The organism is Kitasatospora sp. MAA19, from assembly GCF_029894125.1.
Taxonomy (GTDB): domain Bacteria; phylum Actinomycetota; class Actinomycetes; order Streptomycetales; family Streptomycetaceae; genus Kitasatospora.
On sequence record NZ_JARXYZ010000014.1, the window covers coordinates 203,810 to 226,284 of the forward strand.

Genomic DNA, 22,475 nt, shown 5'->3' on the forward strand with positions numbered 1-22,475 from the left:
CGCACATCCTCCTCCCCGTACTCCCGGAGCTGACATGTCAATGCAGGCAGCCGCCCCCGTGCCCGCCCACTCCTCCACCGGCTCCGCCGCCGCCCGGGCCACCGGGCTGAGCAAGTTCTACGGCCAGGGCGAGACCCGGGTGGTCGCCCTGGACGCGGTCTCGGTGGAGTTCGGACGTGGCCGGTTCACCGCGATCATGGGGCCGTCCGGCTCCGGCAAGTCGACCCTGATGCACTGCATGGCGGGTCTCGACTCGGTCTCCGAAGGCTCCGCGCAGATCGGCGACACCGAGTTGTCCAGTCTGAACGACCGACAGCTCACCCGGCTGCGCCGGGAAAGCGTCGGTTTCGTCTTCCAGGCGTTCAACCTGCTGCCCACGCTGACGGCGCTGGAGAACATCACGCTGCCGATGGACATCGCGGGCCGCAGGCCGGACCGGCAGTGGCTGGACACGGTCGTGGCGACCGTCGGCCTCTCCGGACGGCTGAACCACCGCCCCGCCCAGCTGTCCGGCGGCCAGCAGCAGCGTGTCGCCGTGGCGCGCGCCCTCGCGTCCCGGCCGGAGATCATCTTCGCGGACGAGCCGACCGGCAATCTGGACTCCCGCGCCGGCTCCGAGATCCTGGGCTTCCTGCGGGAATCCGTAAGGGAGTTGGGCCAGACCGTCGTGATGGTCACCCACGACCCGGCGGCCGCCGCCTACGCCGACCGCGTGGTCTTCCTCGCCGACGGCCGGCTCACCGACGAGTTGCTCGCACCGACCGCCGAGGGCGTCCTGGACCGGATGAGGCGCTTCGACGCCAGGGCCCGCACGAGCTGACCCCGCTCGCCCGCTCCCCGACCGGACTTCCGCCACGCACCCCAGAACCGGGACCACCACCATGCTGCGTACAGCCCTGCGCAACGTCTTCGCGCACAAAGCCCGATTGGCCATGACCGCCCTCGCGATCATGCTCGGCGTCGCCTTCGTCTCCGGCACGCTCGTCTTCGGCGACACCGTCACCGAGGCCCTTCGCGGCGCCTCCGCCAAGAGCCTCAAGGACGTCGCCGTGTCCGTACAGGCCGAGTCCCAGCGGAACTCCGACAGCGAGGCGGACGACGGCGTGTCCACGGCGCTCACCGGTGATCTCGCCGGGAAGGTCCGCGCCGTGCCCGGCGTCACGTCCGTGCGCCCCATCGTCAACGGCACCGCCACCCTGGCCGCCAAGGACGGCCGACCGCTCAACGCCGACAGCAACTGGCAGAACCTGGCCACCAACTACTCACCGGACACACCGAACAGCGACCGGGACAGCCGCTTCCCCGTCAGCGCCGGACACGGCCCCACCACCGGTGAGGAGATCGCTCTGGACCGCCGTACCGCCGAGAAGGCCGGCTACGCCGTCGGTGACTCCGTCCGCTTCGCCACCGACGGCCCCACCCTCACCAAGAAGCTGGTCGGCACCGTCGACACCGACGACCCGCGGGTGAGGGCGGGCGGCAGCCTCGCGCTCTTCGACACCAGGACCGCACAGCAGCTCTTCCTGCAGCCGGGCCGGTTCGACGAACTGGCCGTCGGCTCCGCACCCGGCACCGACAACCAGGAGCTCGCCGACACGATCCGCGAGCTGCTGCCCGCCAAGGGCATCACGGTCACCAGCGGAGCCCAGCTCGCGCGCGAGCAGGCGGAGCGGATCGCCGAGGACACCAAGGAGCTCACCCGGATGCTCCTCGGCTTCGCCGCGATCTCGCTGTTCGTCGGCGCCTTCATCATCGCCAACACCTTCACCATGCTGATCGCCCAGCGAAGCCGTGAGACCGCGCTGCTGCGCGCCATCGGGGCCCTGCGGCGCCAGGTCGTCCGCGCGATCCTCATCGAGGCCGCGCTCCTCGGACTCGCTGCCACCGCGGCCGGATTCGCCATCGGCATCGGTATCGCGACCGCCCTCAGGCCGCTCCTCGACGCGAGCGGCCTGAGCCTGCCGGACGGCCCCCTGGTCATCTCCGCGGACACACTCATCCGGTCCCTGGTGGTCGGCGTCGGCATCACCGTGCTCGCCGCCTGGCTGCCGTCCCGCAAGGCCGCGAAGGTCGCGCCGGTGGAGGCGCTGAGCACCGTCGACCAGGCGCCGCCCAAGCGTGGCATGGCGCTCCGCAACAGCCTCGGCGGGCTGCTCACCGGCGCCGGTGTCCTTTCCCTGCTGTACGTCTCCACGCAGAAGAACGGATCCGACAGCAACCTCTATGCCGCCGGACTCGGCTCGGTGCTCACGTTGACCGGCATGATCGTGATCGCACCGCTGCTGTCCCGGCCGCTGATCCGGCTCGCGGGGGCAGCCACCACCCGGCTCTTCGGCGTCAGTGGCAAGCTCGCCAGGGAGAACGCGCTGCGCAACCCGCGCCGCACCGCCGCCACCGCCTCCGCCCTGATGATCGGGCTCACCCTGATCACGGGCCTGAGCGTGACCGGCAACTCCATGAACGCCGCCCTCAAGGACGCGGCGGTGCGGGGCCTGACCGCGGACTACAAGGTGTCCAACGCCGCCTTCGGTGGCATCGACCCCGCACTCGCCGCGAAGGTCGCCGAAGTCCCGGGCGTCGCGCAGGCCGCGCCCATCGCCTCCTCGACCCTGCGCGCGGGGGGCAGGTTCGCCTCGTTCACCGGCGCGGACCCGCAGCGGCTCGGCCAGGTCTCCGACCTGGAGTTCAGCAGCGGCTCGCTCGCGGACGTCGGCCCCGGCAGGATCGCGCTCTCCGACAAGCTGGCCAAGACCACCGGCCTGTCGAAGGGCGACACCTTCCAAGGCACGCCGGGCTTCGGCCACGACACGAAGGAGCTGACCGTCGTCGGCGTCTACCGGCAGACCCGCGTCGTCGGCGACGCCCTGGGCACCCTGACCGACGTCCTGCCGTACGCGAACGGAGGGAAGCTCGACAGCATTCTGGTCAAGGCCGAGTCCGGCCGGACCACGAGCGGCCTCGACCAGGACATCCGCCAGGCCCTCGGCAACAGCCCGCTCCTCCAGGTGCAGAACCAGGACCAGTTGACGAAGGCGCAGTCCGGCCTGATCGACACGATGCTCACCATGATGTACGGGCTGCTCGGCATGACCGTCGCCATCGGAGTGCTCGGCGTCATCAACACCCTGGCCATGTCGGTCTTCGAACGGACCCGGGAGATCGGGCTGCTGCGCGCGATCGGCCTCGACAACAAGGGCGTCAAGCAGATGGTGCGCCTGGAATCGGTGGTGATCTCGCTGTTCGGTGCGGTCCTGGGCATGGGCACGGGGATCTTCCTGGCCTGGGCGTGCGGCAGCCTGTCCCGAACCTCGTTGCCGCAGTACGAGATCGTGCTGCCCTGGGCGCGGCTCGGCCTGTTCCTGCTGATCGGCCTGGCGATCGGGGTGCTGGCGGCGGTCTGGCCGGCCCGGCGGGCGGCCCGCCTGAACATGCTGCGGGCGATCAACGCGCAGTAGCGCGGGGGCGGACTCGCACCGGCGTGCGACGAGACCGTGAGCGTCGGTGCCGTGTGGTGCCCGGCCGCCAGGCCCCCGTTCGCTTCGCGGCTGGGGGCCTGGCGGCTTCGCGTGCGCTCCCGGCCGCCGTGCCCAACGCGCCGACTGCGGTGAGGAGTCGGGCGAACACGCCGTCCGGCGCCGCTAGCAGACGCCTCGGCAGTGGACAAGGGCGGCAGGTGGCGGGACCTCGCCAAGCGGATGTCAAGAATCCGTATGGGAAATTCTACAGGGATGTAAAAGTCGATTTGGCCACACTCGGTGCCGCGCCCGGAATCGGCGCTCGATGGCCGATCGGGCGTTGGTGCAGGCGGTCGGCCGTGGTTCGGGTGGCAACCCTCTGCAAGACGGGGTGAATTGCACGGTTTTGTCGCCCTCTGGAGAGTCCCTTCGGGCTGGCGGGACCTGGCCAATAGCTGATGGAGACCTGTCAATTCACCTGATGGATTGTCATGCTTTTGGCTAGCCCCGACGGCAGCCCCACCCCCACCCCTTGGTGGCCCGCCGCTCGAACGCCCGGGGTTTCAGCACGTCAGCGCCCATTCCGCCCCACAGGTGCCGACCCCGGCCCCCGGAACGCGGCGCGACCGCGTCCACACGCGGTTTCCCGGAAGGACTCGTACGTGAAGCGAAAGCTCGCGGCCGTCGCCGTACTCTCGGCCACCGCCCTGCTGACCGGTGTGATCCAGGTGAGCACCGCCGCCCAGGCCAGTCCCGTCGCCGGCCTCCAGGCCCAGGCCGACCACCAGCACGCTGCCGTGCTCGCGCTGGCCGGCGGCCAGTCCGGCCCGCTCGCCAAGGCCCTCGCCCTCGGTGGCCAGGAGAAGCTCGTCGCCAAGGACGCCGTGGTGGACAAGGACGGCACCCGGCACCTGCGCTTCGAGCGCACCTACGCCGGCCTGCCGGTGCTCGGCGGCGACCTGGTGGTCCACCAGAAGGCCGACGGCTCGGTCAAGTCGGTCGACAAGGCGGTCTCCGCCAGGATCGCACTGCCGAGCCTGACCCCGCAGATCCCGGCCGACCAGGCCGCCACGCAGGCCACCGGCGCGGTCCAGGCCACCGTCGGGGTCACCGTCGACGCCGACGAGTCCCCGCTGGCCGATGTCCACCAGAGCGGCAAGGCCGAACTGGTGGTCTGGGCGAGCGACGGCAACCCGCGCCTGGCGTACCGGACCACCGTCGAGGGCGTGCGCGCCGACGGCACCCCGAGCAACCAGGTGCTCGTCACCGACGCCGCCACCGGCAAGGTGCTGTCGACCCACGAGAAGATCCAGACCGCCGCCGGCACCGGCAAGGGCGTGTTCGTCGGCCAGGTGCCGCTCACCACCGCGCAGAACGGCTCCAGCTACTCGCTGAAGGACGACAGCCGCGGCGGCCAGTCCACCAGCGACATGAACAACGGGACCTCGGGCAACGGCTCGCTGTTCGCCAACACCTCCAACAGCTTCGGCGACGGCACCGCCGGCAACCGCGAATCCGCCGCCGTGGACGCCCAGTTCGGCGCCGCCACCACCTGGGACTTCTACAAGAACACCTTCGGGCGCAACGGCATCCGCAACGACGGCGTCGGCGCCGCCAGCCGTGTCCACTACGGCTCCAACTACGTCAACGCCTTCTGGGACGACAGCTGCTTCTGCATGTCCTACGGCGACGGCAACGGCGACGCCGCCCCGCTCACCGAGATCGACGTGGCCGGCCACGAGATGAGCCACGGCGTCACCGCGGCCACGGCGAACCTCAACTACTCGGGTGAGTCCGGCGGCCTCAACGAGGCCACCTCCGACATCATGGGCACGATGGTCGAGTGGTACGCCAACCTGCCCTCCAACCCGCCGAACTACTGGATCGGCGAGCTGATCAACCTGCGCGGTGACGGCAGCCCGCTGCGCTACATGGACCAGCCGAGCAAGGACGGCCAGTCCGCCGACTCCTGGTCCGCCGACGTGGGCAACCTGGACGTGCACTACTCGTCGGGCGTGGCGAACCACTTCTTCTACCTGCTGTCCGAGGGCAGCGGCGCGAAGACCATCAACGGGTTCAACTACAACAGCCCGACGTCCGACGGTTCGACGCTCGCCGGCATCGGCCGGGACAAGGCCGCGCAGATCTGGTACCGCGCGCTGACCGTCTACTTCACCTCCACCACCGACTACGCGGGCGCCCGGGCGGGCACCCTCAGCGCGGCGGCGGACCTGTACGGCAACGGCAGCGCCGAGTACAACGCGGTCGCGGCCACCTGGACGGCGGTCAACGTCAACTGACACCCGCCTGAGTGGGGCCCTGCCGATCCGTGGGTGCCGGCCGGCAGGGCCGAGCGGCGGGGGCGACGGTGTGCGGACCACCGTCGCCCCCGCCGTCATGTGCGTGGCCGCCCGGGGCGATGGGTGCGGTCTGGACGGTCTCGACGGTCTGGATGGTTTGGGCGGTTTGGATGGTTTGGGCGGTGGGGGTGCGGCGGCGGTAGTGCTGCTCGGTCGCGGTGCAGGCGGCGAGCAGCAGGGCGGACGCCGCCGCGCCGGCGGTGATCGCGAACGGCGCGGCGGGCCCGAAGCGCGTGGTGGCCCAGCCGCCGAGGAAGGTGCCCGCCGACTGTGCCAGGATCAACGCGCTGACCAGCGCCGCCATCGCCTCGCCCAGCCGGACGGTCGGCACCGTCCGTTCGACCAGGCCGAACATCGTGATCATCTGCGGTGCGACCGCCACCCCGAGGAGGCCCACGGCGGCGGTCAGCGTCCACAGGCCCCCGCCGGAGACGAGCAGGACGCAGGCGGCGGCGAACAGCAGGACGGTGCCCGCCCGCAGCCGGGACGCCAGCTCCCACCGGGCGGGCAGACCCGCGGCGGCGATCCCGGCCAGGGAACTGGTGAAGCCGATGAAGCCGTAGAGCAGCCCGGCGGCGCCCGGTCGGCCCAGCGCCTCGGTGGTCGCGGTCACGCCGACCTGCACCGAGCCGAAGCACGCGCCCAGCAGCGCCATCCCGGCCAGCAGCAGGACGTAGGGCGTGCTCAGCAGGCGTTCGGCGGAGCGGGCCGGGGGTTTCGGGACGCCGGGGGAGGCCGTCGGATGCAGCGCGAACAGGGTCGCGCAGACGCCGGACAGCGCGGCGGCCACGAGCAGCCCGACGGCGGGGGAGCGACTCCTCCAACGGGCGGGCAGGGCGCGGGAATCCCTGCCCGCCCGCTGGGGCGGCTACGCCTCGGTACCGTTCTCCCGTCGCTGGCGCAGCAGTTCGTCGTACTCGGCGTGCACCCGCCGGTCCATCGCGAGGGCGAACTGGGCGTCGACGACCGTGCGGGCCAGCGGCCTCACCCGCAGGATGCGTTCGGTGAGCCGGCCCGCCTCGCCGGGCGGCAGTGGGGTGTCGGCGGCGAGGGCGCCGAGCAGGTGCTCGCTGACCACGTCGATGAAGATCTCGGCGATGGCGTCCACGTGCTCCTGGGTGCGCCGGCTGGCGTCCAGCACCACCGACAGCGGCACGCCCTCGGCGACGAGTGCGGTGGTGGCGTCCATCAAGCGGCGGCTGACGTGGGTGATCCCGTCGTCCTCGATCGTGATGTAGCCCTGGGTGATCGACTCAGCGGTGTTCTCCTCGGTGAGTTGGTCGCCGAAGACGGCCTTGAGTTCGTCCCAGTCCAGGCGCACCGGGGTCTCGTCCGACCAGGGGGCGACGATGGCCGCCTCCAGTCCGATCAGCTCGGCGACGTCCCGTCCGCTCTCGCCGGCGCCGATCAGTTCGGCGATGCCGCCCAGGGTGTGGCCGCGTTCCAGCAGCTCGCCGATCATCCGCAGTCGGGCCAGGTGCTCCTCGCCGTACCAGGCGATCCGGCCCTCCTTGCGGGGTGGCTGGAGCAGTTTGCGCTCGCGGTAGAAGCGCAGTGTCCGGGTGGTGATGCCGGCCGCCTCGGCCAGTTCCTCCACCCGGTACTCGCGTTTTCTGTCGCCCGCAGCAGCTCTGACCTTGTCCACGGCGATCAGCATAGGTCCGTCACCTCCGAAGGCTCCCGGAATCCGGGTGGTCGTGCTTCTTCCATCCGGTGTCAGCAAGGACTACCCTGCCCATCATGCCAGTGATTACTGGCGCGATTGGCGGGCTCCCGGGACCGCCCCGGGGGCAGCACCAGAACGGCAGCGCGAAGATCACCGCCCCACCCTCACGAGGAGGCCGCATGGCATCCAGCAGCAAGCGCCCCCGCTCCGGCACGTCCGGCGCCTCGACGGCGGACGAGGCCGTCCCGCACGTCCGGGTGGCGGTGATCGGCTCCGGCTTCGGCGGCCTCGGCGCCGCGGTCCGGCTGCGCCGCGCCGGGATCACCGACTTCGTCGTCCTGGAGCGCGCGGACTCGGTCGGCGGCACCTGGCGCGACAACAGCTACCCCGGCTGCGCCTGCGACGTGCCCTCCCACCTCTACTCCTTCTCCTTCGCGCCGAACCCGGAGTGGCCGCGCAGCTTCTCCGGCCAGCCGGACATCCGCGCATACCTGGAGAAGGTCGCCACCGTCTTCGGCCTGCGCCCGCACCTGCGGTTCAACACCGAAGTGCTGGAGGCCCGTTGGGAGGTCGAGCAGACCCGTTGGCGGATCACCACCTCGGCCGGTCAGTGGACCGCCGACGCCGTGGTCTCCGCCGCCGGGCCGCTCGCCGACCCGCAGATCCCCGACCTGCCGGGGCTCGACGCCTTCCCCGGCAAGGTGTTCCACTCCTCCCGCTGGGACCACGACTACGACCTGACCGGCAAGCGAGTCGCGATCGTCGGGACCGGCGCCTCGGCCGCCCAGATCATCCCGTCGATTCAGCCGCAGGTAGGCAAGTTGACGGTATTTCAACGAACCCCGGCGTGGGTCCTGCCGCGCCGTGACCGCGAGATCAGCCAGCTGGAGAAGTGGCTGCACAGCCGTCTGCCGGTGACCGGCGCCATCCGCCGCGGCACCCTGTTCGCGCTCCGCGAGCTCCAGGTGGACGCCTTCGTGCGCCGCCCCGGGCTGCTGCGCGTGGTCCAGCAAATCGCCGAACGCCACATCGCCCAGGGCGTGTCCGACCCGGCCCTGCGCGCCAAGCTCACCCCGGACTACCGGATCGGCTGCAAGCGGATCCTGCTCAGCAACACCTACTACCCGGCGCTCGCCGCGGCCAACACCGAGGTCGTCGCCTCCGGTCTGCGCGAACTGCGCGGCTCCACCCTGGTCGCCGCCGACGGCAGCGAGCACGAGGTGGACGCCATCGTCTTCGGCACCGGTTTCCACGTCACCGACATGCCCATCGGGGCCCGGGTGTTCGGCGCCGACGGCACCAGCCTGGCCGAGGAGTGGAAGGACGGGATGGAGGCACTGCGCGGCTCGACCGTGCACGGCTTCCCGAACCTGTTCTTCGTGATCGGCCCCAACACCGGCCTCGGCAACAGCTCGATGATCCTCATGATCGAGTCCCAACTCAACTACCTGATCGACGCGCTGACCACGCTCGGATCGATCGGCGCCACCGCGATGCAGCCCACCGCCCGGGCCCAGCGGCAGTGGAACCTCGAACTGCAGCACCGGATGGACCGTACCGTCTGGACCACCGGCGGCTGCCGCAGCTGGTACCTGGACCCGAACGGCAAGAACACCGTGCTCTGGCCCGGCTCCACCACGGCGTTCCGCCGCGCCACCCGTAAGGTCGACCTCGGCGAGTACGAGCTGATCATGCGTGCCGGACAGGGCGCCGCCGCCCGTACCGCCCAGGAGGTGTCCGCGTGAGGGCCGTCCCGCTGCCCGCCGAGTACATCGCACCGGCGCCCGTCGAGGAGTTGAGCGTCCGATCGGCGGACGGGATCCGGCTGCACGTCGAGGTCCACGGCCAGCCCGGGGCGCCGACCGTCGTGCTCGCCCACGGCTGGACCTGCTCAACCGCCTTCTGGGCGCCGGTGATACGCCAACTCGCCGACCGTTACCGGGTGGTGGCCTACGACCAGCGCGGCCACGGGCACAGCGAGATCCCGCCGAGCCGCGCCCGCTACTCCACCCGGGCGCTGGCCGAGGACCTCTCCGCCGTCCTCGCCCGGACCGTCCCGGTGGGGGAGCAGGCCGTACTCGCCGGGCACAGCATGGGCGGGATGACCATCATGGCCGCCGGCGGCCGCCCCGAGATCGCCGACCGCACCGCCGCCGCCGTCCTGGTCTCCACCGGGCCGGGCGAGCTGGTGGCCGAACTCGCCGTACTGCCCCAGGCGGTGCGCTCCCCGCGGCTGCGCCGCTTCCTGCACCGGCAACTGTTGCGCTCCCGGCTGCCGCTCGGTCCGGTCTCGCCGGCCAGCCGCGTCGCGCTCAAGTACGCCACGATGGGCCCTGGTTCGCCGGCTGGGCAGGTCGAGGCGACGGCCCGCATCGTGCACGCCTGTCCGACCGCCGTCCGCGCCAACTGGGCGGGCGTCCTCGACCGCCTGGACGTCCACGCCGGACTCGCCCGGCTCGCCGCGCCGACCTCCGTCGTGGTCGGCGCCGTGGACCGGCTGACGCCGCCGGTGCACGCACACCGCATCGTCGCCGAACTCGCGGATGCGCAAGGCCTGTTGCTTCTTCCCGGGGTCGGCCACATGGCGCCGCTGGAGCGGCCGGTGGAGGTCGCCGCCGAGATCCACCGGATGGCCGCCGCGTACCTGTCCGCCGCTTCCGTCCCCATGTCCGTCCCCGCTCCTGCCGCTGCCTCCGCCTCCGAGAGGAACGCCGTCGCATGAACGCCATTCCGCCGTTGTCCGCACAGGTCGTCGTCGTCACCGGGGCCGCCCGCGGGGTCGGCGCGTCGCTCGCCCGAACGCTCGCCCGGCGCGGGGCCAAGGTCGCTCTCCTCGGGCTGGAACCGGACGAACTCAAGGCCGTCGCGGCGCAGTGCGGTGCGGCCGCGACCAGTTGGGAGGTGGACGTCACCGACCTCGACGCGCTCAGTGACGCCGCCGGCCGGATCAAGGAGCACTACGGCCGGATCGACGCCGTGGTGGCCAACGCCGGCATCGCCATCGGCGGGCCGTTGACGGACAGCGACCACCGGGCGTTCAGCCGGGTCATCGAGGTCAACTTGCTCGGCAGCGTCGCCACGGCCAGGGCCTTCTTGCCCGCCCTCGCCGAAAGCCGCGGCTACCTGCTGCAGATCGCCTCGCTCGCCGCGCTGACGCCCGCGCCGCTGATGAGCGCGTACTGTGCCAGCAAGTCGGGGGTGGAGGCCTTCGCCCACTCGCTCCGGGCCGAAGTCGCCTATCAGGGTGTCAAGGTCGGTGTGGGGTATTTGAGTTGGACCGACACCGACATGGTGCGCGGCGCCGACGAGGACACCGTGCTCAAGCAGATGCGGACCCGGCTGCCGTGGCCGGCCAACAAGACCTACCCGCTGGAGCCGGCGGTGGAGCGGATCGTGGCCGGGATCGCCCGCCGGTCGGCCCATGTCTACGCCCAGGCCTGGTTGCGCGGCATGCAGCCGGTCCGCTGGCTGTTGCCGAGCCTGATCGCGGCGGTCGGCTCCCGCGATGTCGCCCGGATCGCCCCCCAGCTCGCCGCCACCGCCGCCTCCCGCCTGCGTGCCGTCGGCGCCGGCGGAGCCGCGGACACGGCCGTGCGGGGTGGTCGGAGCGACGCGGGCCGCTGACGGCCGGCGGCGGACGATCGACAGCCGACAGATTTCAGCGGACAGATAACAGATGACAGATTTCAACATCTGTTATCTGTTACTTGTTACCTGTCGGCCGTCGGCCGTCGGTGGTCCGCCCGCTCACCCGCCCGCTCACCCGCCCGCCCCCGTCACTCCACCCACTCCGCCGCCGCTCCCCGCGCGATCTGCGCGAGCGTCTCCAGCGCCCGGCCCAGGACGGGTAGCGGCGGCGAGGCCAGGGCGACCCGGACGGCGGACGGGGAGCGCCGGGGGTCGGCGGCGAACGCGGCCGCAGGCGTGACCGCGATGCCGGCGCGCGCCGCCGCCGCGACGAAGGTCTCCGCCCGCCAGGCCGCCGGAAGCTCCCACCACAGGTAGTACGAGCACGGGTCGGCCCGGACCCGCTGCCCCGCCAGCACCTCGCGCGCCAACTGCTGCCGGGCCGCCGCGTCGGCGCGCTTGGCCGTCGTGACCGCGGCGAGGGTGCCGTCCCCGATCCAGCGCACGGCCGCCTCCAGTGCGAACCCGCTGGGCGCCCAGCCACCCGAGCGCAGCGCGCCGGCCACCCGCTCGCGCAGCGCGGCCGGGACGACCGCGAACCCGGTGGTCAGTCCGGGTGCGAGCCGTTTGGAGAGGCTGTCGACGAGGACGGTGCGCTCCGGTGCGAGGGCTGCGAGCGCGGTCGACTCGGGGCGCAGGAAGGACCAGACCGCATCCTCCACGGCCCACAGGTCGAGCCGGCGCAGTTCCTCGGCGAGGGCGGCCGTCCGCTCGTACGGCAGGCTCCCGCCGAGCGGGTTCTGCAGTCGCGGCTGGACGTAGACGGCGCGCAGCGGAGCGACCCGATGGGCGGCGGCCACGGCGTCGGGCAGCAGCCCGTGCTCGTCCACGGCCAGCGGCACCAGCGTGATGCCCAGCCGCTGGGCGACTGCCTTGACCACCGGATAGGTCAGCGCCTCCACCCCGAGCCGGTGGCCGGGCGGCACCAAGGCGGACAGCGCTGCGGCGATGGCCTGCCGACCGTTGCCCGCGAACAGCAGTTCCTCCCCGGCGACCTCCCGGGATCCGTCCGACACCAGCTCCGCGAACGCCTGCCGGGCCGCGCCCGTCCCGGCCGCGCCCACCGGCGCGAGCGCGGCGCCCAGCGCGTCCGCCCGTAGCAGTGGCGCCAGCGCGGTGGCCAGTAGCCCGGACAGCTGGGGGACGGCGGGGTAGTTGAGCTCCAGGTCCACCGGCGCACCGGCCGGTTCGGCGAGCGCCACCTGGTCGCCGCCCGCCCCGCCGCTCGCCCTGCCGGCGGCCCCGTGTCCGGCCCGGACGAAGGTGCCGCGTCCGACCTCCCCGGTGGTCAGCCCGCGTCGGGCCAGCTCCCGGTAGACGCGCCCCGCCGTGGAGTTGGCGATGCCCCGGCTGCGGGCGAACGCGCGCTGAGTGGGCAGTCGCTGGCCCGGTCGCAGCCGCCCGCCCGTGATGGCGGCGGCGATCTCGTCGGCGATCAGGCGGTAGTCGTCCATCGACGGGCGTCCCTCCATGCAAGTTGACAGGATTGCACCGAGTGCAAAGTCATCATTGCATTGAGATCGATACCGGCCCTAGCCTCCTGGCATGGAAGCACTGACCCTCGCCGTAGCCGCCGGCCCCGCCGTAGCCGCGGGCCTCGCCGGATCGGCCGGATCCGCCGTATCCGCCGTGGACGGGCACGCCGTGCTCGGGGTCGCCGCCGTGGCGCTCGGCATGGTGCTGTCGCCGGGGCCCAACATGATCTACCTGGTCTCCCGGTCGATCGCCCAGGGTCGCCGTGCCGGGCTGCTGTCGCTGACCGGGGTCGCGGCCGGCTTCCTGGTCTACCTGGCCGCGGTGACGGCGGGCGTGGCCGCCGTGTTCTCGGTGGTGCCCGCCCTCTACACCGCGATCAAGCTGGCCGGCGCCGGGTACCTGCTGTGGCTGGCCTGGAAGGCCGTCCGCCCGGGCGGTACGGCGGTGTTCGCCCCGCAGCAGCTGCCGCCGGACCCGCCGCGCAGGCTGTTCGCGATGGGCTTCCTGACCTGTCTGCTCAACCCCAAGATCGCCATCATGTACATCTCGCTGCTGCCCCAGTTCGTGGCACCCGAGCGCGGTCACGTCGCGGCGCAGAGTCTGGTGCTGGGCCTGACCCAGATCGTGGTGACGGTCACCGTCAACGGGCTGATCGCGGTGAGTGCGGGCGGCATCGCCTCCTTCCTGAACCGCCGCCCGGGCTGGTTGCGGATCCAGCGCTACGCCATGGGAACGGTCCTCGGCGGCCTCGCCGTACACATCGCCGCCGACCGCGCCAAGGCCGTCGCCGCCTAGCAAGCCGTCGCGAGCGGCAGCGCGGTGAACATCTCGGTCGTCGCGCCGAGTTCGACGACGGTGTCGGGCGTGCGGGCGGCGGCCGGTCCCCGTCCGAGTGGGCCGTGGCGGCGCACGGCCTCCGGGGCCCCGCGCACGACCGTCAGGGTGCCGCCCGCTGAGCACGGATGTTGCACTCGGTGTGGGCGCGGCTGCAGCGAGTCGGTACCGTCGGGGCATGACCACAGCCTTGATCACCGGCGCGACCGCCGGCATCGGAGCCGCGTTCGCACGCCGGCTCGCCCGCAGCGGCTACCAGCTCGTCCTGGTGGCCCGGGACACCGGGCGCCTGGAGCGCGCCGCCGCCGACCTGGGCGGGAGGTTCGGCACCGAGGTGGAGGTGCTGACCGCCGACCTCGCCACCGACGAGGGCATCGCGGCCGTCGAGACCCGGCTCGCCGATTCCGACCGTCCGGTGGACCTGCTCGTCAACAACGCCGGTTTCGGTAACAAGGGTGCCTTCCTCACCGTCCCGCTGAAGGACGAGCTCGACATGCTGAAGGTCCACGTCGAGGCGATCCTGCGGCTGACCACGGCTGCTCTGCCGGGGATGCGCGAGCGCGGGCGCGGCGCGGTCGTGAACGTCGCCTCGGTGGCGGCGTTCCTACCGCGCGGCACGTACGGGGCGAGCAAGGCCTGGGTGGTGAGTTTCACCCAGGGCGTGCTGCGCGACCTCGGCGGCACCGGGGTGCGGATGATGGCGCTCTGCCCGGGCTTCACCCGGACGGAGTTCCACGAGCGGGCCGGCATGGGCACCGGCAACATCCCGGCGTGGTCCTGGCTGTCGGCCGAGCGGGTGGTGGAGGAGGCGATGCGCGACTTGGCCCGGGGCCGCTCGTTGTCCGTGCCGGGCAAGCGCTACAAGGCCGTGGTCGCCCTGGCCCGGCTGCTGCCGTCCGGCAGGCTCGGGGGTCTGTCCTCGAAGGCGGCGCGCAGCTACCGGACGAACTGACGCGAGGTCGGTCGGGCGGCCGCGGCGCGTAAAGCACCGCCCCGCACCGGACAGCACCGTCCCGCACCGTCCCGCACCGGACGGCACCGGACGGCGCGGGACGGCGCGGGACGGTGACGCACGGCGAGGAGTCGCGGGCAGTGGCGGAGAACAGTGGGGGACGGCAGGGAATAGAGCAACCCTCACTATTAGCTAGTCTAACTATGAGCTATTCTCGCTATGCTGGCGGCCGCCCGACCGCCCGACCCACGGAGGTCCGCCCTTGAGGCCCACCGCCATCGACTGGACGCCGCCCGAGCGAGCCCAGGGCGAGCCCCGCCCACCGGCCCAGTGGCGGCGCATCCTGGCACTCTTCCGGCCCTACGCGGGCCGCCTCACCGTCGTCGGTCTTCTGGTCGCCGCCTCGGCCGTCGTGTCGGTGGTCTCGCCGTTCCTGCTCAAGGCCGTGCTGGACACCGCCATCCCGCAGGGCCGTACCGGGCTGCTCAGCCTGCTCGCGCTCGGCATGGTGCTCGCGGCCGTGGTGAACAGCATCTTCAACGTCCTGCAGACGCTGATCTCCACCACCGTCGGCCAGCGCGTCATGCACGACCTGCGCACCGCGGTCTACAGCCACCTGCAGCGGCAGTCGCTGGCCTTCTTCACCCGCACCCGCACCGGCGAGGTGCAGTCCCGGATCGCCAACGACATCGGCGGCATGCAGTCCACGGTGACGTCCACCGCGACCAGCCTGGTCTCCAACTTCACCGCCGTGATCGCCTCCGTGGTCGCCATGGTCGCGCTCGACTGGCGGCTCACCGTCGTCTCGCTGCTGCTGCTCCCGGTGTTCGTCTGGATCAGCCGCCGGGTCGGCAACGAGCGCAAGAAGATCACCACCGAGCGGCAGAAGCAGCTGGCCGCGATGAGCTCGGCCGTCCAGGAGTCGCTGTCCGTCAGCGGCATCCTGCTCGGCCGCACGATGGGCCGCTCCGACTCGCTGGCCCGGGAGTTCACCGGGCAGTCCGACCAGCTGGCCGACCTCGAAGTCCGGGCCAGCATGGCGGGGCGCTGGCGGATGAACACCATCCAGATCGTGATGGCCGCGATGCCCGCGGTGATCTACTGGGCGGCGGGCCTGTCCGCCGCGGGCGGCGCGCCGATCGTCTCGGTCGGCACCCTGGTCGCCTTCGTGACCCTCCAGCAGGGCCTGTTCCGCCCGACCGTCAGCCTGCTCTCCACCGGCGTGGACGTGCAGACCTCGCTCGCGCTCTTCCAGCGCATCTTCGAGTACCTCGACCTGCCGGTGGAGATCGCCGAGCCGCCGAAGCCGCTCACCCTGACCGGCATCCGCGGCGAGGTCCGCTTCGAGGACGTCGACTTCCGCTACGACCCCGCGCAGGAGCGGCCCACCCTCTCCGGCGTCGAACTCAAGGTCCCGGCCGGGAGTTCACTGGCCGTGGTCGGCGAGACGGGCTCCGGCAAGACCACGCTCAGCTACCTCGTCCCCAGGCTGTACGACGTCACCGGCGGCCGGGTCACCATCGACGGCGTGGACGTGCGCGACCTGTCCTTCGACACGCTGGCCCGCGCGGTCGGGGTGGTCTCCCAGGAGACCTACCTCTTCCACGCCTCGGTCGCCGAGAACCTGCGCTTCGCCAAGCCGGAGGCCACCGACGCCGAACTGGTCGAGGCCGCCCGGGCCGCGCAGGTCCACGAGACCATCGCCGCCCTGCCGGACGGCTACGACACCCTGGTCGGCGAGCGCGGCTACCGCTTCTCCGGCGGCGAGAAGCAGCGCCTCGCGCTCGCCCGTACGATCCTGCGCAACCCGCCGGTGCTCATCCTCGACGAGGCCACCAGCGCGCTGGACAACCGCACCGAACACGCCGTCCAGCGGGCCGTGGACACCCTGGCCGCCGGCCGCACCACCATCACCATCGCGCACCGGCTCTCCACCGTCCGGGCCGCCGACCAGATCGCCGTCCTCGACCACGGCGAGGTCGTCGAACTCGGGACCCACGAGGAACTGGTGGAACTGGACGGCCGCTACGCGGCGCTGCTGCGCCGGGAGGCGCCGGAGCCGGCCGCCGCCGCACCGGAGCCAGCCGTGCTCGGGCACGTGTGAGCGGCCGCCTCGCGGGTGGTCGTCGTGGTCGGGCAGGTACGAGTGGCCGCGCCTACGCGGCCTTCGGCACCTCGTTGTAGCTCTCCACGACCTCCTGGCCGGAGAGCCGCTGGATCGCCGCCATCACCTCGTCGGTCACCTGCCGACGGGCCTTCAGCGAACGGGCCTGCCCGTGCAACTCGTCGAAGTGCAGCGGCTCGCCGAACCGGACGGTCACCGTCTTGATCCGCGGCACGCGCTTGCCCATCGGCAGGATCCGCTCGGGCCCCTCCAGCGCCACCGGCACCACCGGCACGCCCGCGGTGAGCGCCAGCCAGGCGACGCCGGTCTTGCCCCGGTAGAGCCGGCCGTCCAGCGACCGGGTGCCCTCGGGGTAGATGCCGAAGGCCTTGCCGTCCTCCAGGATCTCCAGCGCGGACTCCAGCGAGGCCTGAGCGGAACGGTAGGTGCCGCGCTCGACCGGCACCGCGCCGATCGCCTCGAAGAAGCCCTTGGACAGCCGGCCCTTGAGTCCCGTCCCGGTGAAGTACTCGGCCTTGGCGAGGAAGTGGACCCGGCGCGGGGTGGTGAGCGGGATCACCACGCTGTCGATGAAGGACAGGTGGTTGCTGGCCAGGATGACCCCGCCCTTGCGCGGCACGTTCTCGGCACCCTCGATGACCGGCCGCCAGATACCGCGCGAGACGGGTTTCAGCACCAGCCTGGTGGCGAGATCGAGCATGGTTCCCTCCCTGGACGAACGATCGCCCGGGAGGAGCCCGGGCCGGCAATCAGATCCGCAGACTACGACACCCACCCCCGCGCCCGTCCACTCCCGCCGACCGTGGCGCGCACCACGGCCGGGTAGGGTACGGCCGTCCGAACCGAGCACAACCCCGCAGTACCAGGAGGGCACGATGGAGACCACTGAGGCGATCAAGGCCATGTTCGACCGCTTCGACAAGGACGGTGACGGCAAGATCACCCCGGCCGAGTACGCGCTGGTCGCCAACGAGATGGGCGACCACGACGTGACCATCTCGATGGCCGAGGCGCTGATCCACACCATGGACACCGACCACGACGGCGTGCTGACCTTCGCGGAGTTCCTGGCCGCCCGCCGGCGCTGAGTCCGCGCCGACGGGGCCGGTCGCCGTACCGGCGGCGCCGGCCCCGTTCGGAGGCCCGCGAGGGCCCCTGGTATCAACGTGTCAGGACCCCACGCGGCAGGACCCCACACGTCTCCGCGGCAGGACTCCCACGTCCCCGCGTCAGGACTCCACCGGGAACACCCGGCGCACCACCCGCTCCGCCGCCCCGCCGTCGTCCCACGGGCAGAACCTCGCCCGGAACCGCGCCCGCGCGGCCGGCTCCGGATCGCCCGCCAGCAGCGCCTTCGCCAGCCCGTCCGCGTCCACCGTGACCGCCCCCGGCGGCTCCGCGAACAGGTCGAAGTAGACGCCGCGCACCCGCTGGTACTCCTCCCAGTCCGGTGCGAAGACCACGACCGGCCGGTCCAGCACCGCGTAGTCGAACATCATCGACGAGTAGTCCGTCACCAGCGCGTCCGCCGCGAGGTAGAGGTCCTCCACGGTCGGGTGGGCCGAGACGTCCACGATCGCGGCCGAGCCCTCGTCCGCCGCCAGGTCGCCCGGGCCGCCGGTGTGGAAGTAGTGCGTGCGCACCAGCAGGGTGAAGTCCGGGCCCAGCCGGCGGGCCAACTTCCGTACGTCCAGCAGTGGCAGGTAGCCGCCCTTGTCCCCGCGGTGGGTCGGGGCGTACAGCACGGCGGTGGTGCCGGGCCGCAGTCCGAACCGTTCGCGCATGGCGCGCACCTCCTCCGGTGCGGCGTTGGCCAGCCGGTCGTTGCGCGGGTAGCCGGTGTCCAGCATCTCGTACCGGCCGGGGAAGGCACGGGCGAAGTGCTCGCTGGTGTGCGGGTTGGAGGAGACCAGGAAGTCCCAGCGGTCGATGGCCTCCTGGAGCTGGTCGAAGTCCATCCCCTCGGCGGCCTCGGGGCGTTCGCGCAGGTCCATGCCCATCGCCTTGAGCGGGGTGCCGTGCTGGGTCTGCACATGGACCGTGCCCGGCCGCTTCGCCATCGTGCGCGGGAAGTTGACGTTGTTGACGAAGTACTTGGCGGTCGCCATCGCCTTCAGATAGGCGGGGGTGTTGACGATCACGTACGGCACGCCGGGCGGTATGGTCTCGGCCTGGGCGCGGTTCTCCACCACCCACACGCCCCGGATCTGCGGCGCCAGTTCCCGCGCCTTCTCGTAGATCGCCGCCGGGCTGCAGGCGTAACCCCGGTGCCAGTACGCCGCGTAGACCGCCAGGTGCTCGTCCAGTGGCAGCCGGCGGAAGGCGTTGTACGCGGTGAACCTGGCGCCGCTGCGCACGCCCTTCTTCACCGCGGGCGCCACCGCCCGTGCCCCGCGCTTGAGTTCGCGCGGCAGTCGCCCGGTGCGGCGCAGCTCCGCGTAAGCGATCCGGGCGCCGCGCGCGGCCAGCCGGTACTGCACGCCGCGCACGCCGCCGGGGTAGCGGTAGCCGGCCGGGCGGTGGCGGGTGAAGTGCCGGGCGATCTGGCGGAAGAAGTCCTTGCGCCGGTCGGCGGGGACCAGCCCGGGGGTGTCGTAGACGTTCAGCGCCTGTCGGACGGTCCGGTCGAAGACCAGGGTGCGCAGCGCGTCCGGGACGGGCCGGCCGGGGCGGTCCGGGCGGTCCAGGAAGGCGAAGATCGCGTCGTACTGGGCGAACACGTCGGCGTGCTTGGGGGAGGCGGTGGCGGTGATCGCGCCGTCCCGGCCGCGCCGGTAGAAGTAGCAGGGGCGGTCGAGGTAGCGCAGCCGCTCGGCGGCCAGCAGCGCGGGGTAGGTGACCGAGATGTCCTCGTAGTAGCCGCGGCCGAAGGAGACGCCGAGGCCCTCCAGGAAGGCGCGGCGGAACACCTTGTTCCACACCGACATCACGGTCTGGAACAGCGCCGGGTGCTCGGCCAGCGTGCAGCCCTCGACCAGCGGGGAGTCGGCCAGCACGTGGCGCCAGGGGTTGGGCTCGGTGTCGCCGTCCGGGTAGACGTGGGTGAAGCCGGTCAGCAGGACGTCGGCGGGCGTCTCGCGTGCGCGCTCCCGCTCCAGTTCGTCCAGGACCGTGCCGACCGTCTGCTCGGGCAGCCAGTCGTCGCTGTCCACGAACCAGACGAAATCGCCGCGCACCTGCGGCAGGGCGGCGGTGCGGGCGCCGCCGAGGCCCTGGTTCTCGGTGAGGTGCAGGACCCGCAGCCGGGGGTCGCGGGCCGCGTACGCGTCCAGGACGGCGCCGCAGCCGTCGGGGGAGAGGTCGTCGACCGCGATCACCTCGAAACGGGTCTCCGAGGCGGGGGTGTCGCCGAGGATCGAGTCGAGGCAGCGCGGCAGGAACCGCTCCACGCCGTGGACCGGGAGCACGATGCTGAGGAGGAGGGGCACGCTGGCCGAGTCTACCGACCCACCGGGTCCGACCTGCGGGGACGTCGGGGAGGGGGCGCCTGGCGGGCGCCGGCGGGGCGATCGGCCGCCCCGGGGGCGGGCTCCGGACCCGGAGCCGCCGGTGCCGGGCCCCGAGCGGGGTGGCACCGGCAGCCTGGTGGCGGCCCGGCCGACCCTCTACGGCCGGCCGCCGGTCCGGGCACCTCGCGAGCCTGGCCACCGCAGCGTCGAGGCGGCCGGGCAGTGGCTCGCAGGAGCCGGAGTCCTTCATCACTCGAACACATGCGTGGGTGCGATCCGGCATGAGCCCGTTCTCACAGATATTGCTTGGAGTAATCCCGGGAGTCAATCCCTCGAATGTGTTCACTTCATGAAGCGTGACCGAGTCGACCGGTCGCTTTGTCGACGACCGGGAGCTGTCCCCTATATCCGTGGCCGGGTCCGGGCCGCCTCCGTCGCCGCGATCGCCGCTGTGGCCGGTGCGACCACCGGGCCGCCCGTGAGACCCCGTGCGCCGGGCGTATATCGGGCCACCGGGCGCCGGGTCCGCGCTCCGGGCCCTGCTGACGGATGGCCGGTCGTGCACCATCATTGATGCCTAGTCGTGACCGGCCTGGTGGCCCCTGGTGCATCGTCAGTTGACGCCGCACGATACGGTGGCACAACACCAAGGACGGTTGCGCGAAGGCCGTCCATCGCGGATAGTCTTCGCCTCACGGCCCTGGCGCCTCGTAGGGGTGGGAAACTGATGGAACACATGCAAGTGCGGACTCGGCCCCGCGTGCCGGCGATCCAGTGCGGTGTCGGCACGACCGGCCGTCGGATCGATCGACACCTGGCCGTGCTCGGCGCACCCGCACTCTCGGCGGTGGACACCGCCGAGGCGCTCGGGTTGATAAGGGAGCTGACGCCGCGCGGCGAGAGCGCTCCGACGGCCAGGCGCCGCCACGTGCGGGTGTCGCTGCTGGCGCCATTGCGTCGGCTGCGGCGAAGCCTCTTCGGCAGTCGCGGCTGACCTGCTCACATGCTGGACCCGGATCCCGGCGGACCACACGGACCGCCGGGTTTTCGGTGTGCGCGGGCCCCTGACCTGCGCCCGCCCACCCCGCCCCGGCTACTTTGGTCTGAACCTTTCACCCTAGTGCAGTTTGCCTCCCCGGCAAGCGGAGTCCGCGAGGTGCTGCGCGAGGCCCCCCGGCGTGGGTGAGGATGGCGCCATGGCGGACAACACCCACTCCACCCACCCGGGCCCCTTCCAGACCACCACCTTCGAGATCACCACCGGCAGCCGCGAGGTCGCGCTCGACATCACCGACCGCTGCGCCGCGTTCCTCACCGACCGGGCCGCCGGTCGCGACGGCCTGCTCAACGTCTTCGTCCCGCACGCCACCGCCGGGATCGCCGTCCTGGAGACCGGCTCCGGCAGTGACGACGACTTCCTCGACACCCTGCGCGAGCTGCTCCCCGCCGACGACCGCTGGCGCCACCGGCACGGCAGCCCCGGCCACGGGCGGGACCACGTGGTGCCCGGCCTGGTCGCCCCGCACGCCACCCTGCCGGTGATCGGCGGCCAACTGGCGCTCGGCATCTGGCAGTCCGTGGTGCTGATCGACACCAACGGGGACAACCCGCGCCGGACCGTCCGGCTGTCCTTCCTCGGCTGACCCCGGACGGATGCTCGGCCGACCGGACGCCCTACTCGGCGGCGGGGCTGTCTGTGGGGTCGGCGACGGCGGCGGGGCCACCGGCGGGGTCGGCGGCGGGGTCGGCGACGGCGGCGGCCACCGCGGCCAGGTAGCGCTCGACCGCCAGGTGCTGGCAGAGCAGCGCGACCGGTCGGCCCAGCCGCGCGTACCAGGCGGCCAGTCTGGAGAACGCGGACACCTCGAACCACACCCCGCCGTCGGCGTCCATGGACACCAGGAACGCCTCCTCGCCGCACTCCGGGTGCCCGGGGAGGGTGCCGTACGCGAAGCCGATCCGGCCCGGATCGTCGAGCGTCCACACCACCCGGCACGGGATCACCAGCCGCGGCCACCGGCCGCCCGGCAGGCTCAGCCGCAGCAGCACCGTCGCCCCCGCCTCGGCCGGCCCGTGCGGGTACACGGCGAAGCCGGTGCCCAGCTGGCAGCCCCAGCCGAGCACGTACCGCCCGGCCCGCTCCAACACCTGCGTCCCGTGCCCCAGGTACACCCGTCGCCGCAGGTGCGCATACCCGTCCGGCAGCCGCCCGCCGAGGGTCGCGCCCACCTCGGGGTAGGAGAACCCGGCGTCGCGGGCGGCGTTCAGTCGCCGCTGAAGATCGCTGGCCATCCGCCCACCGTAGTCCCACGCCGCCAGGCCGGCGTCGGCCGGGCGGTGGGGTTTGGCCGGGTGGGGGCCCGGGGGGGGGGGGGGGGGGGGGGTGGGGGTGGGGGGGGATGGGGGTTATGGGGGGGTGGCGCGGGGGCACCGGGGGCCGCCCCCCCCGCATAAGCGGGGGCCCCCCCGGG

At 72.4% G+C, this 22,475-nt stretch carries 19 protein-coding genes; 12 read left to right on the top strand and 7 right to left on the bottom strand.

From position 1 onward, the window contains the following. Positions 1-34 precede the first annotated feature (34 nt). The 3 genes from P3T27_RS22505 (at position 35) to P3T27_RS22515 (ending at position 5,755) form a co-directional block, all read left to right on the top strand. Entirely contained in the window at positions 35-820 is a 786-nt protein-coding gene (locus tag P3T27_RS22505; RefSeq protein WP_280681163.1) for an ABC transporter ATP-binding protein, read from the top strand. Positions 821-881: 61 nt separating this feature from the next. Continuing rightward, positions 882-3,455 (top strand): ABC transporter permease, encoded by a 2,574-nt coding sequence (locus P3T27_RS22510; protein WP_280681165.1) that lies wholly within the window; start codon positions 882-884, stop codon positions 3,453-3,455. A gap of 662 nt (positions 3,456-4,117) precedes the next feature. Continuing rightward, entirely contained in the window at positions 4,118-5,755 is a 1,638-nt protein-coding gene (locus tag P3T27_RS22515) for a M4 family metallopeptidase (protein WP_280681167.1), read from the top strand. Here the strand turns inward: P3T27_RS22515 and P3T27_RS22520 are convergent. Together P3T27_RS22520 and P3T27_RS22525 are read right to left on the bottom strand one after the other, a co-directional pair. Further along, positions 5,748-6,605, bottom strand: coding sequence for an MFS transporter (locus tag P3T27_RS22520; protein ID WP_280681168.1), 858 nt, complete (start codon positions 6,603-6,605; stop codon positions 5,748-5,750). The two genes, P3T27_RS22515 and P3T27_RS22520, sit on opposite strands and share 8 nt — an antisense overlap. A 78-nt stretch (positions 6,606-6,683) precedes the next feature. Then, positions 6,684-7,472: a MerR family transcriptional regulator gene (locus tag P3T27_RS22525; protein WP_280681169.1), complete on the bottom strand. Its 789-nt coding sequence runs from the start codon at positions 7,470-7,472 to the stop codon at positions 6,684-6,686. A 188-nt stretch (positions 7,473-7,660) separates the two neighbouring features. On the opposite strand from P3T27_RS22525, the gene P3T27_RS22530 reads away from it, so the two are divergent. The 3 genes from P3T27_RS22530 to P3T27_RS22540 are packed head-to-tail and all read left to right on the top strand — an operon-like array spanning position 7,661 to position 11,105. Further along, entirely contained in the window at positions 7,661-9,226 is a 1,566-nt protein-coding gene (locus tag P3T27_RS22530; RefSeq protein ID WP_280681171.1) for an NAD(P)/FAD-dependent oxidoreductase, read from the top strand. After that, complete coding sequence (locus tag P3T27_RS22535) at positions 9,223-10,203, top strand: alpha/beta hydrolase (RefSeq protein ID WP_280681173.1); 981 nt, start codon at positions 9,223-9,225, stop codon at positions 10,201-10,203. The genes P3T27_RS22530 and P3T27_RS22535 overlap by 4 nt, the downstream gene beginning before the upstream one ends. Further along, entirely contained in the window at positions 10,200-11,105 is a 906-nt protein-coding gene (locus P3T27_RS22540; protein ID WP_280681174.1) for an SDR family oxidoreductase, read from the top strand. The genes P3T27_RS22535 and P3T27_RS22540 overlap by 4 nt, the downstream gene beginning before the upstream one ends. A 152-nt stretch (positions 11,106-11,257) precedes the next feature. Here P3T27_RS22540 and P3T27_RS22545 read toward each other — a convergent pair whose 3' ends face one another. Further along, positions 11,258-12,622, bottom strand: a complete 1,365-nt coding sequence (locus P3T27_RS22545; RefSeq protein ID WP_280681176.1) for a PLP-dependent aminotransferase family protein — start codon at positions 12,620-12,622, stop codon at positions 11,258-11,260. 220 nt (positions 12,623-12,842) lie between these two features. On the opposite strand from P3T27_RS22545, the gene P3T27_RS22550 reads away from it, so the two are divergent. Further along, positions 12,843-13,439: a LysE family translocator gene (locus P3T27_RS22550; protein ID WP_280681235.1), complete on the top strand. Its 597-nt coding sequence runs from the start codon at positions 12,843-12,845 to the stop codon at positions 13,437-13,439. Here P3T27_RS22550 and P3T27_RS22555 read toward each other — a convergent pair. Then, on the bottom strand, positions 13,436-13,576 hold the full coding sequence (locus tag P3T27_RS22555; protein WP_280681177.1) for a hypothetical protein: 141 nt from the start codon (positions 13,574-13,576) through the stop codon (positions 13,436-13,438). The two genes, P3T27_RS22550 and P3T27_RS22555, sit on opposite strands and share 4 nt — an antisense overlap. Before the next feature lie 80 nt (positions 13,577-13,656). Here P3T27_RS22555 and P3T27_RS22560 point away from each other — a divergent pair, with 80 nt between their 5' ends. Together P3T27_RS22560 and P3T27_RS22565 are read left to right on the top strand one after the other, a co-directional pair. Beyond that, entirely contained in the window at positions 13,657-14,430 is a 774-nt protein-coding gene (locus tag P3T27_RS22560) for an SDR family oxidoreductase (protein ID WP_280681179.1), read from the top strand. Positions 14,431-14,692: 262 nt separating this feature from the next. Beyond that, on the top strand, positions 14,693-16,534 hold the full coding sequence (locus P3T27_RS22565; protein WP_280681181.1) for an ABC transporter ATP-binding protein: 1,842 nt from the start codon (positions 14,693-14,695) through the stop codon (positions 16,532-16,534). Positions 16,535-16,586: 52 nt separating this feature from the next. On the opposite strand, the gene P3T27_RS22570 is transcribed toward P3T27_RS22565, so the two are convergent. Continuing rightward, positions 16,587-17,255, bottom strand: coding sequence for a lysophospholipid acyltransferase family protein (locus P3T27_RS22570; RefSeq protein WP_280681183.1), 669 nt, complete (start codon positions 17,253-17,255; stop codon positions 16,587-16,589). Between the two features lie 175 nt (positions 17,256-17,430). Here P3T27_RS22570 and P3T27_RS22575 point away from each other — a divergent pair, with 175 nt between their 5' ends. After that, a complete protein-coding gene (locus P3T27_RS22575) occupies positions 17,431-17,643 on the top strand; it encodes an EF-hand domain-containing protein (protein ID WP_280681185.1) in 213 nt (70 codons plus the stop codon). Positions 17,644-17,784: 141 nt separating this feature from the next. Here P3T27_RS22575 and P3T27_RS22580 read toward each other — a convergent pair whose 3' ends face one another. Then, positions 17,785-19,983: a bifunctional glycosyltransferase family 2 protein/CDP-glycerol:glycerophosphate glycerophosphotransferase gene (locus P3T27_RS22580; protein WP_280681187.1), complete on the bottom strand. Its 2,199-nt coding sequence runs from the start codon at positions 19,981-19,983 to the stop codon at positions 17,785-17,787. A gap of 748 nt (positions 19,984-20,731) precedes the next feature. Between P3T27_RS22580 and P3T27_RS22585 the strand changes: the two genes are divergently transcribed. Beyond that, positions 20,732-20,998, top strand: coding sequence for a hypothetical protein (locus P3T27_RS22585; protein WP_280681189.1), 267 nt, complete (start codon positions 20,732-20,734; stop codon positions 20,996-20,998). A gap of 202 nt (positions 20,999-21,200) precedes the next feature. Beyond that, a complete protein-coding gene (locus tag P3T27_RS22590) occupies positions 21,201-21,647 on the top strand; it encodes a YjbQ family protein (RefSeq protein WP_280681191.1) in 447 nt (148 codons plus the stop codon). 31 nt (positions 21,648-21,678) lie between these two features. Here the strand turns inward: P3T27_RS22590 and P3T27_RS22595 are convergent, their stop codons facing one another. Then, complete coding sequence (locus tag P3T27_RS22595; protein WP_280681193.1) at positions 21,679-22,296, bottom strand: DUF1990 domain-containing protein; 618 nt, start codon at positions 22,294-22,296, stop codon at positions 21,679-21,681. Positions 22,297-22,475: the final 179 nt, after the last annotated feature.

Coding starts and splice junctions, on each gene's coding strand:
- P3T27_RS22505 (WP_280681163.1), top strand. CDS start 35: ATGTCAATGCAGGCAGCCGCCCCCGTGCCCGCCCACTCCTCCACCGGC.
- P3T27_RS22510 (WP_280681165.1), top strand. CDS start 882: ATGCTGCGTACAGCCCTGCGCAACGTCTTCGCGCACAAAGCCCGATTG.
- P3T27_RS22525 (WP_280681169.1), bottom strand. CDS start 7,472: ATGCTGATCGCCGTGGACAAGGTCAGAGCTGCTGCGGGCGACAGAAAA.
- P3T27_RS22530 (WP_280681171.1), top strand. CDS start 7,661: ATGGCATCCAGCAGCAAGCGCCCCCGCTCCGGCACGTCCGGCGCCTCG.
- P3T27_RS22540 (WP_280681174.1), top strand. CDS start 10,200: ATGAACGCCATTCCGCCGTTGTCCGCACAGGTCGTCGTCGTCACCGGG.
- P3T27_RS22545 (WP_280681176.1), bottom strand. CDS start 12,622: ATGGACGACTACCGCCTGATCGCCGACGAGATCGCCGCCGCCATCACG.
- P3T27_RS22550 (WP_280681235.1), top strand. CDS start 12,843: ATGGTGCTGTCGCCGGGGCCCAACATGATCTACCTGGTCTCCCGGTCG.
- P3T27_RS22560 (WP_280681179.1), top strand. CDS start 13,657: ATGACCACAGCCTTGATCACCGGCGCGACCGCCGGCATCGGAGCCGCG.
- P3T27_RS22570 (WP_280681183.1), bottom strand. CDS start 17,255: ATGCTCGATCTCGCCACCAGGCTGGTGCTGAAACCCGTCTCGCGCGGT.
- P3T27_RS22575 (WP_280681185.1), top strand. CDS start 17,431: ATGGAGACCACTGAGGCGATCAAGGCCATGTTCGACCGCTTCGACAAG.
- P3T27_RS22585 (WP_280681189.1), top strand. CDS start 20,732: ATGGAACACATGCAAGTGCGGACTCGGCCCCGCGTGCCGGCGATCCAG.
- P3T27_RS22590 (WP_280681191.1), top strand. CDS start 21,201: ATGGCGGACAACACCCACTCCACCCACCCGGGCCCCTTCCAGACCACC.
- P3T27_RS22595 (WP_280681193.1), bottom strand. CDS start 22,296: ATGGCCAGCGATCTTCAGCGGCGACTGAACGCCGCCCGCGACGCCGGG.